This window comes from Pseudomonas sp. BAV 4579 (assembly GCF_009765395.1).
GTDB classification, from domain to species: domain Bacteria; phylum Pseudomonadota; class Gammaproteobacteria; order Pseudomonadales; family Pseudomonadaceae; genus Chryseomonas; species Chryseomonas aestiva.
In genome coordinates, this window is sequence record NZ_WHOV01000128.1 from 1 (window position 1) to 14149 (window position 14149).

Sequence of the window (14149 nt, forward strand, 5' to 3'; positions counted from 1 at the left end):
GTTGTCGATCTGGTCGAAACCACGAGCGGAACCGCCCCAGGTGTCGGCACAGACCTTGGTCAGCGCAGCGGTCAGAGTGGTCTTGCCATGGTCGACGTGACCGATGGTGCCCACGTTCAGGTGCGGCTTGTTACGTTCAAACTTTTCTTTAGCCATCGACACTCTCTCCCTTCACGAATTGAGCAAAGCAATGCCGCCATTAAAACAAAGGCAGATATTTGCATATCTGCCTTTTTAAGATGGAGCTCATGAGCGGATTTGAACCGCTGACCTCACCCTTACCAAGGGTGTGCTCTACCAACTGAGCTACATGAGCGAAACATTTGCCAGTCAAACTGGAGCGGGTAGCGGGAATCGAACCCGCATCATCAGCTTGGAAGGCTGAGGTTCTACCACTGAACTATACCCGCAGAGCCTAAGCGCTCTAGCAATCTGGTGGAGGGGGAAGGATTCGAACCTTCGAAGTCTGCGACGTCAGATTTACAGTCTGATCCCTTTGGCCACTCGGGAACCCCTCCAAAGTGAGGCGGCATTTTCTTCATCTGCCCTCCTCTTGTCAAGGATCTTTTTAAAATCTCCTTAACAATCAATGCTTTCGCCTCGCTCGCTAGCGTTATCAGCGAAAGCGGGCGCAGTTTATGCAATCGCAGCGGACCATGCAACCCCAGGGCGTAAAAAAAGCTTAAAAAACAAAGGCCGCCCTAGCGGCGGCCTTTGTTTGCAGACAACCAGCCCTGCTTACAGCTGGGGACCGGCAGCCAGGATGCTTTCGGATACGCCGGAGAACTTCTTGAAGTTCTCGACGAACTTGCCAGCCAGCTCGCGCGCCGCCGCATCATAGGCAGCACCATCCTGCCAGGTGTCGCGGGGATTGAGCAGGACGCTGTCCACGCCGGGAACGGCAACCGGGACGTCGAGATTGATGACCGGGACGTGGCGCGTCTCGGTACCGATGAGGGCACCGCTCTGAATAGCTGCAATGACCGCACGGGTAGTCGGGATGTTGAAGCGCTTGCCGACGCCGTAACCGCCACCGGTCCAGCCGGTGTTGACCAGGTACACCTTGGAGCCGAAGCCCTGGATGCGCTTGATCAGCAGATCGGCGTATTCAGCCGCCGGACGCGGGAAGAAGGGTGCGCCGAAGCAGGTGGAGAAGGTCGACTTGATGCCGGGACCGGAACCCATCTCGGTCGAGCCGACCAGGGCGGTGTAGCCGGACAGGAAGTGGTAGGCCGCCTGCTCATTATTAAGGATGGATACCGGGGGCAGGACACCGGTGAGGTCGCAGGTCAGGAAGATGACTGCGTTGGGCTCGCCACCCAGGTTGTGCTCGGCGCGCTTGTCGATCAGTTCGCGCGGATAGGCCGCCCGGCTGTTCTGGGTCAGGCTGTCGTTGGCATAGTCAGGGTGACGGGTCTGGGGATCCAGGACCACGTTTTCCAGGACGGCGCCGAACTGGATGGCCTTCCAGATGACCGGCTCGTTCTTCTCGGACAGGTCGATGCACTTGGCGTAGCAACCACCTTCCATGTTGAAGACGGTGCCCACGCCCCAACCGTGCTCGTCATCACCGATCAGGTAGCGGCTCTGGTCGGCGGACAGGGTGGTCTTGCCGGTACCGGACAGACCGAAGAACAGGGTGACGTCACCCTCCTCGCCCACGTTGGCCGCGCAATGCATCGGCAGCACGTCCTTTTCCGGCAGCAGGAAGTTCTGCACCGAGAACATGGCCTTCTTCATCTCGCCGGCGTAGCGCATACCGGCGATCAGCACCTTGCGGGCCGCGAAGTTGATGATGACGGTACCGTCGGAGTTGGTGCCGTCACGCGCGGGCTCACAGACGAACTCGGGCGCGTTGATGATCTCCCAGGCCGGCTTGGACTGGGGATTGTATTCGGCCGGATTGATGAACAGGCAGCGGCCGAACAGGTTGTGCCAGGCGGTCTCGGTACGCATGACGACGGGCAGGTAGTGCTCTACATCAGCGCCTACATGGACATGGGAGACGAATTGATCACGCTCGTCCAGGTAGGCGCTCACGCGTTCCCACAGCGGTGCGAACTTCTCCTCCGGGAAAGCACGGTTGATCGGCCCCCAGTGAATGGCATCGCGCGTGGAGGCTTCCTCGACGATAAAGCGATCTACCGGCGAACGCCCCGTGCGATGCCCCGTCTTGACGACCAGCGAGCCATTGGCGGCCAGCTCTCCTTCGCCACGTCGCAGGGACTCTTCCACTAACTGCGCGACGCTGATATCGGTATACACGTTGGCTTTCGTCATTTCGTTCCCCATGGCCCTGGGCCGCTCCTCATGCTTGTAGCTCTTACACGGCAGAACTACACGTTGCGGGATTATGCCAGAAAGCCTTCGGGCTTTTGCAACGGCTAGTGCCGGGTATTTCCCGGGGTTTGCGTGCCGCCGCCCGCAAAAATCTGCGCGATATCGGCAGCGTCGAATACCTGCTGTTCATTGCAAAACTGACAATCGACCCGAATTTGTCCGTCCTGTTCGTCGAGCAGACTCTCGACGTCCGGCTGGCCCATGCTGATCAGGGCATTGGCCGCGCGGTCACGGGAGCAGCTGCAGCTGAAGGCCACCGGCTGCTCGTCGAACAGGCGGACCTTTTCCTCGTGGAACAGGCGGTGCAGGATCACTTCGTTGTCGAGACCCAGCAGCTCTTCGGCCGTGAGGGTATCGGCCAGGGTGACCACATGCTCCCAGCTATCCTGGCGGGCCTGGGCATCCTTGATCCGCGACGGCGGCAATTGCTGGAGCAGCAGGCCGCGGGCGCGACGGCCATCGGCGTTCAGCCAGAAACGGGTGGGCAGCTGCTCGGAGGTGGCGAAATAGCCGGACAGGCACTCAGCCAGATTCGCGCCTTCCAGCGGAACGATACCCTGGTAGCGCTGACCATGGCGCGGGTCGATGGTGAGGGCCAGGACGCCATCGGGCATGAGCTCGCTCAAGGAGGCGGACGCGGTGATATCGGCCTCTTCGTAGCGTGCGATGCCGCGCACCTCGCGCTCACTGGAGCACTCGACCATGAGCAGCGGGATGGGACCGCTGGAGCGCGCCTGCAGCACCAGCAGCCCTTCGAACTTGAGGGTTCCACACAGCAGCGCCGCCGCCGCGAGCAGCTCGCCCAGCAGCTGGGCCACGGGCTCCGGATAGGCATGCTTGGCGAGGACCTCGACATAGCTGCGATCCAGGGTGGCCAGTTCGCCGCGGACATCGGTTTCGTCGAACAAGAAACGTTGGGTGAAATCGTGGGAAGTCATGAACTACCTATATAAGGAAGGAGGCCGCGAGCGTGGCGTTCACGGCGCACGCCAGAACCGGCGAGCGGACCTGGCCATTGAGAGGTTCCGGCGAGCCGTGACGAACTCAGTCGTCGAACGGATGGACGTACTCGCGGAACTGGTGGATCTGGCGCCGCTGCTTCTTGGTGGGACGGCCATCGGTCTGCACGCCGAGGTTGCCGGCCTTGCGGGCGGCCGCGGCCTGCTCGCGCGCCTTGAGGCTTTCCGGCGTCTCGGTGTAGAGCTGCTGGGCTTCGGGCGCACCCCGGCGGTTCTGCGACAGGGCGACGATCACCACCGTCTTTTCGTCATAGCCCTGACGGATGGTGAGAACATCACCGATGCGCGGCTCCTTGCTCGGCTTGCAGCGCTCGCCACGGCACTGGATCTTGCCGCCTTCCAGGGCCGCCTTGGCCAGCGCGCGGGTCTTGAAAAAACGCGCGGCCCATAGCCATTTATCGAGGCGCATCCGTTCTTCAGTGTGATCTACTGCATACATCGAATAAAAAGCCCCCTGTTGGGTCTTAGACTCTTCTCAAGAACTCTAAACCATCGGACCGACGCTGCAAGCGCGCCTCTGGAGAGCCATGACCACATTATTTCCTTCCGATCTGACTGGCCAGACCCGCTGCACGGGATGCCAGCAGTCGGAACCCCTGGGCTTCGACTTCGATTTCGCCTATCAGCCCATCGTGGACCTGGGCCAAGGCGCGGTCTTCGCCCGGGAAGCGCTGGTGCGCGGACCAGGCGGCGAAGGCGCGCTGTCGGTGCTCAACCAGGTGACCGACAGCAACCGCTATCGCTTCGACCAGCTTTGCCGCACTAAAGCCATCGCCACCGCGGCGGCCCTGGGCATGCAGGAGAGCCTGTCGATCAACTTCCTGCCCAACGCCGTCTACCGCCCGGAACTGTGCATTCGCAGTACGCTGGCCGCCGCGCGCGAGCATGGCTTTCCGCTGGAGCGGCTGATCTTCGAGACAGTGGAAACCGAACACGTCGCAAGTGACCACCTGACGCACATCCTGCGCGAGTATCAGCAATTCGGCTTCAAGACCGCCATCGACGACTTCGGCGCCGGTCATTCGGGCCTGACGCTGCTAGCCGAGTTCCAGCCGGACCTGGTCAAGCTCGACATGGCGCTCATCCGCCACATCGACCGGGACCAGGTGCGGCGGACCATCGTGCGCAACCTGATCGTCATGTGCCGCGAACTGGGTACCCAGGTGATCGCCGAAGGGGTGGAGACCGTGGCCGAACGCGATTGCCTGCGTGACCTCGGCATCGAGCTGATGCAGGGGTATCTGTTCGCCAAACCAGCCTTCAAGCAGCTCATTGATCCGCAACATTTAGGCGGAGGCCACTGATTTCAAGGAGCAGCGATGAGCAATTCCGCCGAACCGGTCATTATCGGCCTGAGTGAATGGGTGGCCCTGCCCGACCTGGGCGTGGTGGGCCTGAGAGCCAAGATCGACACCGGTGCCAGTACTTCGGCGTTGCATGCGACGGAAGTCCAGCCGTTCATGCGCGGCAAGGAGCGCTGGGTCAGGTTCACCGTGCACCTGGGGACGCTGGTTCAGTCCCGTCATCGCCATTGCGAAGCCCCTCTGGTGGCGAAGAAGACCATTCGCAGCTCCAACGGCATCGCCCAGACGCGTTATGTCATCCGTACCCTGCTGGCCCTGGGCGAGTGCCAGTGGCCGGTGGAATTCACCCTGGCCTGCCGCAAGAGCATGCGCTATCGCATGCTGCTCGGCTCTAAGGCATTGATTGATGGTGGCCTGCTGGTGAATCCGGCCGTCTCCTATGCGCAAGACAAACCCCAGTTGTCCCTTACTCCGGCTTCCGGTGCCCCATGAAAATCGCCGTCCTCTCGCGTAATCCCAATCTGTATTCCACCCGGCGTCTGGTCGAAGCCGGCGTCAGCCGCGGCCATGAGGTGGTCGTGGTCGACACCCTGCGCGCGTACATGAACATCGCCAGCCACAAGCCGCAGATCCATTACCGCGGCAAACCGCTGGAAGGCTTCGATGCGGTCATCCCGCGCATCGGTGCCTCGGTGACCTTCTATGGCTGCGCGGTGCTGCGCCAATTCGAGATGCAGGGCGTCTTTCCGCTCAACGAGAGCGTGGCCATCAGCCGCTCGCGCGACAAGCTGCGCTCCCTGCAGCTGCTCTCGCGCAAGGGCATCGGCCTGCCGGTGACCGGCTTCGCCCATTCGCCGGACGACGTGCCGGACCTGATCCAGATGGTCAACGGTGCCCCCCTGGTGATCAAGGTGCTGGAAGGCACCCAGGGTATCGGGGTGGTGCTGTGCGAGACCGAGAAGGCGGCCGAATCGGTGATCGAGGCCTTCATGGGGCTCAAGCAGAACATCATGGTGCAGGAATACATTCGCGAGGCGGGTGGCGCGGACATCCGCTGCTTCGTGGTCGGCGACAAGGTGATCGCCGCGATGAAGCGCCAGGCGGCGCCGGGGGAGTTTCGTTCGAATCTGCATCGCGGCGGCACCGCCAGCCTGATCAAGATCACCCCCGAGGAACGCATGACCGCCCTGCGTGCGGCCCGGGCCATGGGTCTGAGCGTGGCCGGGGTGGACATCCTCAGATCCAACCACGGCCCGCTGGTGATGGAGGTCAATTCCTCGCCCGGCCTGGAAGGCATCGAGCAGACCACCGGCAAGGACGTGGCCGGGATCATCATCGAATACCTGGAAAAGAACGCCGAGCCGGGACTGACGCGGACCAAGGGCAAGGGCTGAAGGAGTCTGGGCGCGGGGTGTTGGGCTTCGCCAGCGCTCAGCCCAATCTACGCCGCGATAAGGTCCCTTGTCAGCTGGCGCTGCGCGGCAGCAGCAGGCCCAGGGGCAACAGTACCCGGGCTTCCACCCCGCCACCTTCGCGATTGCGCAGTTCGGCGCTGCCGCCGTGCTGCGCGGCGATGCGCTTGACGATCGCCAGGCCCAGCCCGGAACCGCTGACGGTGCGGGCACGATTGCCGCGGGTGAAGGGATTGAAGATGTCCTGCAGGTCCTTGGGGTCGATGCCGGGACCGCGATCCATCACGCTCAGGGCGACATAGGGCGCCGTGGCGGAGCCCGCCACCTGCCCGACCACCTCGATCCCGCCACCGCCGCCATGGCGCAGGGCGTTTTCCACCAGGTTGGTCAGCAGCCGCTTGAAGGAGATGCGCCGCACCGGCAAGGGTGGCAGGACGTCCAGCATCAGCCGTACCCGCTCCTCCTCCTGGTTGTAGGGCGCCACCACCTGGCGGGCCAGCTCGTTGATATTGGTGAGCTCCTGCGGCTCGTCGCGACCGTCGCGGACGAAGGCGAGGAACTGGTCGAGGATGGCGTTCATGTCCTCGATGTCGCGGATCATGTCCTCGGCCTCTTCGCGCTCGGCCGGTGGCATCAGCTCCACTGCCAGGCGCAGCCGGGTCAGGGGCGTGCGCAGGTCATGGGAGACCCCGGCCAGCATCAGCTCGCGCTCGCGGCCGGCCTGCTCGACGTCCTCGGCCATCTGGTTGAAGGCATGGTAGACATCCTGGATCTCGCTCGGGGCATCGGTCTCCGGCAGGCGCACGCTGCGGCCCTTGCCCAGCTCGCGCGCCGCGTTCACCATGCGGCGCAGCGGTTGGTTGAGTTGCCGGACGAAGACCCAAGCGGCGCCGGTGGACAGCAGGCCGATGGCGAAAAACCAGCCCAGCACGCTCCAGATGTGCTGCCCTCGCAAGGGATGGGCCATGAGCGGGATCTTGATCCAGTCCGGCCCCAGGGAGGGCGCCAGGACCCACATGGCCGGACCATGCTGGACCCGCACCCGCACCTCGGTCTCCTCGCCCAGCTCCTGCTTCATCTGGCGCTCGAAGATCTCGCTGTAGGGCCAGTGGTATTCCCCGGCCGGCACTGTCTCGGGTGATTCGTAGCGCAGGCCGGCGGCCTGGGCGATGCGCGGCCGCTCGGTTTCCGGGGTGGCCCAGTAGGCCCGGAGGGTCAGGGCCGCGCCGTGGCTGTACTGACGATCGACCAGAACGTCCTCATTGAGCAGCAGATAGACCAGGGTCAGCGCCTTGGAAAACAGCACCGCGAGCAGGACCATCCACAGCGAGCGGGCGAAGAAACTCTGGGGAAACCAGCCGGGCGCCTTCATCGGCCAGGATTTCCGCGCAAAACGGCGCGAAAGCCATCACAACCTCTGGGGTTGCAGGGTCCAGATAGGCAACCCGACGCGGACATATTCGGATACATTTGCTCGTCCATTTCTTCCCTTCAACCTGGAGTTCTCTCGTGTCCGACATCTGCCAGACCGGCCTGGACATCGGCTTCGCCTCGCTCAGCTACGCGCAGATCGCCTTTCTTGGCGTGGTGCAGGGTATCACCGAGCTGCTTCCCATTTCGTCCACGGCGCACATGCGGGTGGTTCCCGCCCTGCTCGGCTGGCGCGATCCCGGCTCGGCCTTTTCCGCCGCCATGCAGATGGCGGCGCTGGCCGCGGTGATCAGCTATTTCTGGCGCGATGTCAGCGGCGTGACGCGTGGCAGCCTCGCCGCGGTGCGCCAGCGTGACTTCGACAGCCCGGATTTCCTGCTGGCGATGATGATCGTCCTGGCGACCATTCCCATCTGCATCGCCGGTCTCCTGCTGGCGCCCCTGCTCAATGCCTGCGACTCGCCGCTGCGCGGCCTCAGCGTCATCGGCTACGCCTGCCTGGCCATGGCCGCCCTGCTGGCGCTGGCGGAACGGATCTGCCGACACAACAGGGACATCTCGCAGATGCGCCTGCGCGATGCGCTGATCGTGGGGATCGCCCAAGTGGGCGCATTGATTCCGGGCGTGTCCCGTTCCGGTTCGACCCTGACCGCCGCCATGTTCCTCAATCTGCGTCGCGAGGAAGCCGCGCGCTTTTCCTTCCTGCTCGGCCTGCCGGCCATCGCCCTGGCCGGACTCAAGGAGCTGGTGGTGCTCTGGCACGCGCACATCCCGGCCGAAGCCTGGTCGCTGCTGCTGGTGGGGTTGCTGGTGGCGAGCCTGTCGGCCTTTGCCGCGATCTGGGGCCTGATGCGCTTTCTGGAACGCTTTTCGACCTGGCCCTTCATCATCTATCGCGCGCTGCTGGGGATCTTTCTACTGGTGGGTGTGCATCAAGGCCTGTTCGCCTGAGCCACCCCCCTAGCCGGGGCGCGATGCCCCGGCTACCCGCCTTACTTGCCGGCGCCGTCCGGCACGAAGACGTAGCCCACGCCCCAGACGGTCTGGATATAGCGCGGCTTGGACGGATCGGGTTCGATCATCCGGCGCAGGCGCGAGATCTGCACGTCGATGGAGCGCTCCAGGGCATCCCATTCGCGACCGCGGGCCAGATTCATCAGCTTGTCGCGGGTCAGCGGCTCGCGGGCGTGGTCGACCAGTGCCTTGAGCACCGCGAATTCGCCGGTGGTGAGCATGTGGGTCTCTTCGCCGCGCTTGAGTTCGCGGGTGGCCAGGTGCAGGGCGTAATCGCCAAAGGTCACCACCTCGTCGGTACCGGCGGGAGCGCCGGGTACCACCGGGGCCTGACGGCGCAGCACGGCCTTGATCCGGGCTACCAGCTCCAGCGGGTTGAAGGGTTTGGCCAGGTAATCGTCGGCGCCCTGGTCGAGACCCTGGATGCGGCTGCCTTCGTCGCCCTTGGCGGTCAGCATGATGATGGGGATGCGGTTGCCGCTCTCGCGCAGTCGGCCACAGGCGGACAGGCCGTCTTCGCCGGGCATCATCAGGTCCAGCACGACCAGGTTGAAGACCTCGCGGGCCAGCAGGCGGTCCATCTGTTCGGCACTTTCGACCGTGCGTACGCGATAACCCTGTTCGGCCAGAAAACGCTCCAAGAGGCGGCGCAGCCGGGCGTCGTCGTCGACGACCAGGATCTTTTCACCTTCCGGGGCAACGGGGGTGCTCATAATATCTCCTTGTGATCTAGCACTGGATTATGCCGTAGGCCATCCGACCGCGGCATTGGGCCATTGTTAGCAGATTTTGCCCGCGCTGGGGTGGCGGTGCCGGCATGGGAGGCAGGGCTCCGGCGGGCTCGGGTATACTGCGGCCCGCTTTTTCTCGTGCAAGCCAGGTAGCCCGATGGATATCAATAGCCGCATCGCCGAAGAGCTCGGCGCCCGCCCGCAACAGGTCGCCGCCGCCGTGGCCCTGCTCGACGAAGGGTCGACCGTGCCCTTCATCGCCCGTTATCGCAAGGAAGTCACCGGCAGCCTGGACGACACCCAGCTGCGTCATCTCGAAGAGCGGCTGCGCTATCTGCGCGAGCTGGAAGAGCGCCGCGGAGCGGTGCTGGCCTCCATCGAGGAGCAGGGCAAGCTGACCCCTGAACTGGCCCGCGAGATCAATCTGGCCGACACCAAGACGCGCCTGGAAGACCTCTACCTGCCCTACAAGCAGAAGCGCCGCACCAAGGGCCAGATCGCCCTGGAAGCCGGCCTCGGCCCGCTGGCCGACGCCCTGCTGCAGGATCCGACCCTGACCCCGGAGACCGAGGCGGCCGCCTATGTCGATGCGGACAAGGGCGTGGCGGACACCAAGGCTGCCCTGGAAGGCGCCAAGTACATCCTCATGGAACGCTTCGCCGAGGACGCCAACCTGCTGGCGCGACTGCGCGGCGTCCTGCAGCAGGACGCCATCCTCAGCGCGCGCCTGGCGCCCGGCAAGGAGACCGAAGGCGCCAAGTTCAGCGACTACTTCGAGCATGACGAGTCCTTCAAGGCGGTGCCGTCGCATCGCGCTCTGGCGATCTTCCGCGGCCGCAACGAGGGCATCCTCAGCGCTGCGCTCAAGCTTGGCGAAGAAGGCCCGGGCATCGCCCATCCCTGCGAAGGCCTGATCGCCGGGCACTTCGGCCTGAAGAACCAGGGTCGCGCCGCGGACAAATGGCTGGCCGAGGTGGTGCGCTGGACCTGGAAGGTCAAGCTCTATACCTCCCTGGAAACCGACCTGCTCGGCGAGTTGCGCGAAAAGGCCGAGGAAGAGGCCATCGCGGTCTTCGCCCGCAACCTGCACGACCTGCTGCTCGCCGCGCCGGCCGGACCGCGCACCACCCTGGCGCTGGACCCGGGTCTGCGCACCGGCTGCAAGGTCGCCGTGGTGGATGCCACCGGCAAGCTGCTGGCCACCGACACGGTCTATCCCCATGCGCCGCGCAATCAGTGGGACCAGACCCTGGCCACCCTCGGCGTGCTCTGCACCAAGCATGGCGTGGACCTGATCGCCATCGGCAACGGCACCGCCAGCCGCGAGAGCGACAAGCTGGCCGGCGAGCTGATCAGCAAGTACCCGGGCCTGGGCCTGACCAAGGTGATGGTCAGCGAAGCCGGCGCCTCGGTGTACTCGGCATCGGAACTCGCCGCCCGGGAATTCCCCGACCTGGACGTCTCCCTGCGTGGCGCCGTGTCCATCGCCCGCCGCCTGCAGGATCCGCTGGCCGAGCTGGTGAAGATCGAGCCCAAGTCCATCGGCGTCGGCCAGTACCAGCACGACGTCTCCCAGCTCAAGCTGGCGCGCAGCCTGGACGCCGTGGTGGAGGACTGCGTGAACGCCGTGGGTGTGGACGTGAATACCGCCTCCGCCGCCCTGCTGGCGCGGATCTCCGGTCTCAACGCGACCCTGGCGCAGAACATCGTGCAGTTCCGCGACGCCAATGGCGCCTTCGCCACCCGCGAGGCGCTGAAGAAGGTGCCGCGCCTGGGCGAGAAGACCTTCGAGCAGGCCGCCGGCTTCCTGCGCGTCATGAGCGGCGCCAATCCGCTGGATGCCTCGGCGGTGCACCCGGAGACCTATCCGCTGGTGCAGCGCATCGCGGCCGACACCGGCCGTGACATCCGCTCGCTGATCGGCGACTCGGCCTTTCTCAAGCGCCTGGATCCGAAGAAATTCACCGACGAGAGCTTCGGCCTGCCGACCGTGACCGACATCCTCCAGGAACTGGACAAGCCCGGTCGCGACCCCCGCCCGGAATTCAAGACCGCGGTGTTCCAGGACGGCGTGGAGAAACTCTCCGACCTCAAGCCCGGCATGGTGCTGGAGGGCGTCATCACCAACGTCACCAACTTTGGCGCCTTCGTCGACATCGGCGTGCACCAGGACGGCCTGGTGCACATCAGTGCGCTGTCGGAGAAATTCGTCAAGGACCCCTATGAGGTGGTCAAGGCGGGCGACATCGTCAAGGTCAAGGTGATGGAGGTGGACGTGCCGCGCAATCGCGTGGGCCTGTCCATGCGCATGGGCGACACCCCCGGCGAGAAGGTCGACGGCAAGCCCGGCGGTCAGGCCCGCGGCAACGGTGGCAAGCCCCGCGCCGACAGGGGCGCACCGCGTCAGAATCAACCGGCTCCGGCCAACCAGGCCATGGCGTCGCTGTTCGCCAATGCCAAGCAACTGAGGAAATAGCTATGAGCGGATCTCTCGCAGGCAAGGACAGCGCCTTCAGCACCCTGCTGGGCATGACCATCCACAAGGCCGAGGGTGGCGAGTCCGAGGTGCGCATGAGCGTGCAGGACAGGCTCATCAACCTGCACGGCAAGCTCCATGGCGGTGCCATCTTCTCGCTGATCGACACGGCCCTGGGCCAGGCCAGCCACAGTCTGTTCGATGGCCAGGCCGGCAGCGTGACCCTGGAGTGCAAGGTCAACTACGTGCGTGGCGTCAGCGACGGCGAACTGGTCTGCCGCGCCCGGGTGATCCACCCGGGCCGCAAGACCCATGTGCTGGAAGCCCAGGTGCATCAGGGCGACAAGCTGATCGCCCTGGCGCAGGCGACCTTCGCCTGTTTGTGACCGGCCAGAGCGGGCGGCAGCGAAGCGGCGCATATCGCCCTTTGCCGCTGCCTGAGCTACGCTGGGAGACAACTGAGCGGGTTGCGGTCTGAGGCTTGAACCCGGACCGCAGCAGTGACTGCTGCCCCCGCGTCGGCCCTGGCCGGCAACCCTCATTTCAGTCGGTTTCTTCTACCCTGCCCGGGGCGAGTACCGCCAAAGGAAGTCAACTTGAGCGATATCCTGTCCCGCCGCCTGGCCCTGCTCGGCGCTGATCCCTCCCTCCTGACCGAATGCCTGCACGGCATCGAGCGCGAGACCCTGCGGGTGGACGCCCGTGGCGAGCTGTCGCGGCGTCCCCATCCCCGGGCGCTGGGCTCGGCCCTGACCCACCCGCAGATCACCACGGACTATTCCGAGGCGCTGCTGGAATTCATCACCCCCACCGGCACCCGCACGCCCGAGGTGCTGGACGCCCTGGACCGGGTGCACCGCGCCGCGGTCGCCGAACTCGATGGCGAGCGCCTCTGGAGCGGTTCCATGCCCTGCGCGCTGCCGGCCGAGGACGAGATCCCCATCGCCGACTATGGCAGCTCCAACATCGGCCGGCTCAAGCACGTCTATCGCCGCGGCCTGGCCCTGCGCTACAGCCGTACCATGCAGTGCATCGCCGGCATCCACTACAACTTCTCGCTGCCGGAAGCGGCCTGGGAACTCCTGCGCCAGCAGGAGGGCGACGCCCGCGATGCCCGCGACTACCAGTCGGCCCGCTACATCGCCCTGATCCGCAACTTCCGTCGCTACAGCTGGCTGCTGATGTACCTGCTCGGTGCCTCGCCAGCGCTGGACGCGGGCTTCCTGCGTGGCCGGCCACATCTGTTGCAGACCCTCGACGAGCGGACCCTGTACCTGCCCCATGCCACCAGCCTGCGCATGAGCGACCTGGGCTACCAGAGCAATGCCCAGGCCAGCCTGACGCCGGACTACAACGACCTGACCACCTACACCGAGAGCCTGAGACGCGCGGTGGGCACGCCCTACCCGCCCTACGCGGAGATAGGTACCCACCAGAACGGCGAGTGGGTGCAGCTCAACACCAACATCCTGCAGATCGAGAACGAGTACTACGCCACCATCCGCCCGAAGCGTGTCACCCGCAGCGGCGAGCGGCCGGTGCAGGCGCTGATGGCCCGTGGCGTGCAGTACATCGAGGTGCGCTGTCTGGACATCGATCCCTTCCTGCCGCTGGGCATCGATACCACCGCCGCGCTGTTCCTCGACGCCTTCCTGCTCTATTGCGCCCTGGAAGGCAGCCCGCCACTCAACGGCGAGTGCCGCGAATGCACCGACAACTTCGCCAGCGTGGTGCGTGAAGGCCGCAAGCCCGGTCTGCGCCTGCAACGCCATGGCGCCTCGGTGACCATGATCGACTGGGCGGCGGAGATGCTCGACCAGATCGAACGCTGCGCCGAGACCCTGGACGCCAGCCTGGGCGGCGATGCCCATCGACGGGCGGTGGCGGTACAGCGGCAGAAGGTCGCCGACGTCCGCCTCACGCCTTCGGCGCGGGTGCTGCAGGAGTTGCGCGAGCGCGGCGAGAGCTTCGCCGACTTCGGCCTGCGCCAGAGCGAGGCCCATGCGGCCTATTTCGCCAGCCATCCGCTGAACGAAGGCGAGCGCGAGGGCTATGCCCAGATGGCGCGCCAGTCGCTGGAGGAACAGGCGGAGATCGAGGCGGCGCCCCAGGGGGATTTCGACACCTTCGTGGCGGCCTATCAGGCGAGCATCTTGGCGACGATCGGGGTGTAGGCAGGTAGGTTGTGTTGAGCGAGAGCGAAGCCCAACATTGCAGTGCCAAGTGCCGAAGAGCTTATTGGTGCCCTAGCTGATTATCGTGCTTTGCTGATGGCTCTTGTTTCGCCCCCTCGGGCGACTCACTTTTTTCAGTCGCGAAAAAAGTAAGCAAAAACGCTTGCCCCGGCCATCCGGCCCTACGCTGCGCTCCGGGTCCGCTCACGCCAGCGCCGTTCCGGGGTCGGCCTACACGGGCCGTCCAT

Annotated in this window: 13 protein-coding genes and 3 tRNA genes; 7 read left to right on the forward strand and 9 right to left on the reverse strand. The window is 64.9% G+C overall.

The annotated features are described in order from the left end of the window. From GSQ95_RS21135 to GSQ95_RS21165, 7 genes are all read right to left on the reverse strand, one after another. The coding region (locus tag GSQ95_RS21135; protein WP_256664635.1) for a GTP-binding protein at positions 1 to 156 on the reverse strand (156 nt) is incomplete at its 3' end. A gap of 84 nt (positions 157 to 240) precedes the next feature. Beyond that, positions 241 to 316, reverse strand: a tRNA-Thr gene (locus GSQ95_RS21140). Between the two features lie 20 nt (positions 317 to 336). Next, positions 337 to 410: transfer RNA gene (locus GSQ95_RS21145), tRNA-Gly, on the reverse strand. 23 nt (positions 411 to 433) lie between these two features. Beyond that, positions 434 to 518, reverse strand: a tRNA-Tyr gene (locus GSQ95_RS21150). Positions 519 to 738: 220 nt separating this feature from the next. Beyond that, entirely contained in the window at positions 739 to 2280 is a 1542-nt protein-coding gene (locus GSQ95_RS21155; protein ID WP_158895317.1) for a phosphoenolpyruvate carboxykinase, read from the reverse strand. 104 nt (positions 2281 to 2384) lie between these two features. Next, positions 2385 to 3278 carry an Hsp33 family molecular chaperone HslO gene (gene hslO, locus GSQ95_RS21160; RefSeq protein ID WP_158895315.1) on the reverse strand — a complete coding sequence of 298 codons (894 nt, stop codon included), beginning with the start codon at positions 3276 to 3278 and terminating at the stop codon, positions 2385 to 2387. A gap of 106 nt (positions 3279 to 3384) precedes the next feature. After that, positions 3385 to 3768 (reverse strand): RNA-binding S4 domain-containing protein, encoded by a 384-nt coding sequence (locus GSQ95_RS21165; RefSeq protein WP_133860549.1) that lies wholly within the window; start codon positions 3766 to 3768, stop codon positions 3385 to 3387. A gap of 118 nt (positions 3769 to 3886) precedes the next feature. Here GSQ95_RS21165 and GSQ95_RS21170 point away from each other — a divergent pair, with 118 nt between their 5' ends. From GSQ95_RS21170 to rimK, 3 genes are read left to right on the forward strand one after another with little or no spacing between them, the layout of a single operon-like run. Continuing rightward, complete coding sequence (locus tag GSQ95_RS21170) at positions 3887 to 4663, forward strand: EAL domain-containing protein (RefSeq protein ID WP_158895313.1); 777 nt, start codon at positions 3887 to 3889, stop codon at positions 4661 to 4663. 15 nt (positions 4664 to 4678) lie between these two features. Continuing rightward, on the forward strand, positions 4679 to 5155 hold the full coding sequence (locus tag GSQ95_RS21175) for an ATP-dependent zinc protease (RefSeq protein WP_027598255.1): 477 nt from the start codon (positions 4679 to 4681) through the stop codon (positions 5153 to 5155). Further along, on the forward strand, positions 5152 to 6057 hold the full coding sequence (rimK, locus tag GSQ95_RS21180) for a 30S ribosomal protein S6--L-glutamate ligase (RefSeq protein WP_027598254.1): 906 nt from the start codon (positions 5152 to 5154) through the stop codon (positions 6055 to 6057). Before GSQ95_RS21175 ends, rimK begins: the two co-directional genes overlap by 4 nt. Positions 6058 to 6127: 70 nt before the next feature. Here the strand turns inward: rimK and GSQ95_RS21185 are convergent, their stop codons facing one another. Then, entirely contained in the window at positions 6128 to 7447 is a 1320-nt protein-coding gene (locus GSQ95_RS21185) for an ATP-binding protein (RefSeq protein WP_158895311.1), read from the reverse strand. A gap of 137 nt (positions 7448 to 7584) precedes the next feature. Between GSQ95_RS21185 and GSQ95_RS21190 the strand changes: the two genes are divergently transcribed. Next, a complete protein-coding gene (locus tag GSQ95_RS21190; protein ID WP_158895309.1) occupies positions 7585 to 8457 on the forward strand; it encodes an undecaprenyl-diphosphate phosphatase in 873 nt (290 codons plus the stop codon). Between the two features lie 41 nt (positions 8458 to 8498). Here GSQ95_RS21190 and ompR read toward each other — a convergent pair whose 3' ends face one another. Then, complete coding sequence (gene ompR / locus GSQ95_RS21195; protein ID WP_027598251.1) at positions 8499 to 9233, reverse strand: two-component system response regulator OmpR; 735 nt, start codon at positions 9231 to 9233, stop codon at positions 8499 to 8501. Positions 9234 to 9408: 175 nt separating this feature from the next. On the opposite strand from ompR, the gene GSQ95_RS21200 reads away from it, so the two are divergent. From GSQ95_RS21200 to gshA, 3 genes are all read left to right on the forward strand, one after another. Next, a complete protein-coding gene (locus GSQ95_RS21200) occupies positions 9409 to 11727 on the forward strand; it encodes a Tex family protein (RefSeq protein ID WP_158895307.1) in 2319 nt (772 codons plus the stop codon). A 2-nt stretch (positions 11728 to 11729) separates the two neighbouring features. Further along, positions 11730 to 12113, forward strand: a complete 384-nt coding sequence (locus tag GSQ95_RS21205; RefSeq protein ID WP_052504088.1) for a PaaI family thioesterase — start codon at positions 11730 to 11732, stop codon at positions 12111 to 12113. A 210-nt stretch (positions 12114 to 12323) separates the two neighbouring features. Continuing rightward, on the forward strand, positions 12324 to 13901 hold the full coding sequence (gene gshA, locus GSQ95_RS21210; RefSeq protein ID WP_158895305.1) for a glutamate--cysteine ligase: 1578 nt from the start codon (positions 12324 to 12326) through the stop codon (positions 13899 to 13901). Positions 13902 to 14149 lie beyond the last annotated feature (248 nt).